Genomic DNA, 1,849 nt, shown 5'->3' on the forward strand with positions numbered 1-1,849 from the left:
GGAAGCGCACCGCCTTCTCCAGCGGAAAGGCGTTCCAGGTAGCGATGGTATCCGCCCAGATGATGCTCATGCGGTAGCCGTTCAACCGCATATTCTGGATCAGCCGCCAGCCATCCCAGTTGTTCGCGCCAGGAACCTCGGTCCCTGGGTAGTGGATCACCTCGCGCGGCGGATTGGCCAGAAACTGCCGGCCCTCTTCGTCCTTCGCCAGGTCTTGGAACAGCAGGTCGGGCGCCGGCGCCAGCGCCACTACGGCCGCCACACACGGCTCCTGGGCCGCGGCGATGAGCACCAGCCGGCCGCCCAGGCTGTGCCCTACCAGCCCGATCCTATCAGCCATCACGAACGGCTGGGCCGCCAGCCAGTGAATGCTTTTCCGCACATCCTCTGCCCCCTGGCCGGCATACACCCCGCCGCTGTCGCCGTGCCCGCGCAGGTCGTAAATCAGCGCCGCGATCCCGCGCGCTGCCAGCTCCTGCGCGGCCGGCCGCATGATCTTGCGCCCCGCCGCCATGCCGTGGAGAAGGATGGCGGCCGGGAACGGTCCCTCGCCAGCCGGCAGATAGATTTCCCCTCGCAGAACCGCATCCCCGACATCAATCGCCGCTTCCCTGCAGGTGAACCCTTCCATATGCTCCATGTGTGCGTCCAGGTGACAGGGTGTGTCAAGGTTATGGCCGGCTCACCCCTGGCGGGATTCCGGCGTGCGCCGCACCCAGGTATGCCAGTCCCGGATGTCGCGGTCCAGCAGGAGCCGGTACAACAGCACCCGCCGGCGTTCGGCGGGGTCGGCCGGCAGAGGCCGGCGGTTGGCCTCCACCCGCTTGACCAGGGCCAGGATGAGCATAATGATTGTGCCCCAAATAAGCTCCGCCGGCTGGCGCATGTACCAGGCGAACACTGGCAGGCCGACCAGCGCGGCCAGCGCCCAGGGCGCCGAGTCGCGGCTGATGAGCCGGCCCAATGCCAGGAACCCCAGCATCCAGGGGAAGCCCCACGGGAATATGACCAGGAACATGCCCATGTAGCATCCCAGGCCGCGGCCGCCGGTGAAGTGTAAGAAGATGGGCCAGTTGTGGCCGATGGTAGCGGCCAGGCCGGCGGCGATGGCCACCGGCAGGCTGATGTGCGCGCCCAGCCACGTGGCAAAAGCCGCCTTGCCCAGGTCAAACAGCCCCACCACCACGACACCCCAGCGGGCCACATGCTCCCATACCATCGAGCCGCTGACGGTGCCGCTCCCGTACTGGCGCAGGTCAATCCCCTTGCGCCAGCGGGCGAAGAGATAGGCGGTTGGAATAGACCCCAGCAAATAGGAAGCGATGAGCAGTGCCGTGATCTTAAGCGCCAGCATACCCCGACTCCAGGTAGTACGAGATTCCGATGAGGCCAGGGCCGGCATGGGCGCCCATTACCGGCGTGAAGGAGGTGACCCAACTGCCCAAACAGCGCACCCGCCGGCATACCTCTTCGTGCACTGCGCGCGCATCGTCCGGGGCATCCGCATGGCTGACCGCGATATAGGCCGGCATGCCTCCCAGCCGTTTCTCCAGCAGGTCCAGGATGCGGTTGATCATGCCCCGGCGGGTGCGCGCCACGGAGACGATATGCACCTCCCCCTGATCGGTCATGTGAAGGATGGGTGCCAGGCGCAGGGCGGCGCCGGCAATGGCGGCGATGGCCGGCACCCGACCGCCGCGATGCAGGTAATATAACTGGTCCAGCCCCATCAGGAAATTGGCACGCGGGCGCGCCTCTTCCACCACCCTCAACCCATCCTGCACGCCGGCCCCCTCGGCCGCGGCGCGCGCCGCCGCCATGACCATAAAGCCGCAGGCCATGGCTGCCC

The 1,849-nt window shown here is 67.2% G+C and carries 3 protein-coding genes; all 3 read right to left on the minus strand.

The window, feature by feature from the left end; translation table 11 throughout:
- A partial coding sequence (locus H5T60_14500) for an alpha/beta fold hydrolase (GenBank protein ID MBC7243641.1) occupies nt 1-640 on the minus strand: 640 nt, incomplete at its 3' end.
- A gap of 42 nt (nt 641-682) precedes the next feature.
- A complete protein-coding gene (locus H5T60_14505; protein ID MBC7243642.1) occupies nt 683-1,354 on the minus strand; it encodes a glycerol-3-phosphate acyltransferase in 672 nt (223 codons plus the stop codon).
- The coding region (locus H5T60_14510; GenBank protein MBC7243643.1) for a DegV family EDD domain-containing protein at nt 1,341-1,849 on the minus strand (509 nt) is incomplete at its 5' end. The genes H5T60_14505 and H5T60_14510, both read right to left, overlap by 14 nt.

Source organism: Anaerolineae bacterium, assembly GCA_014360855.1.
Classification (GTDB): domain Bacteria; phylum Chloroflexota; class Anaerolineae; order JACIWP01; family JACIWP01; genus JACIWP01.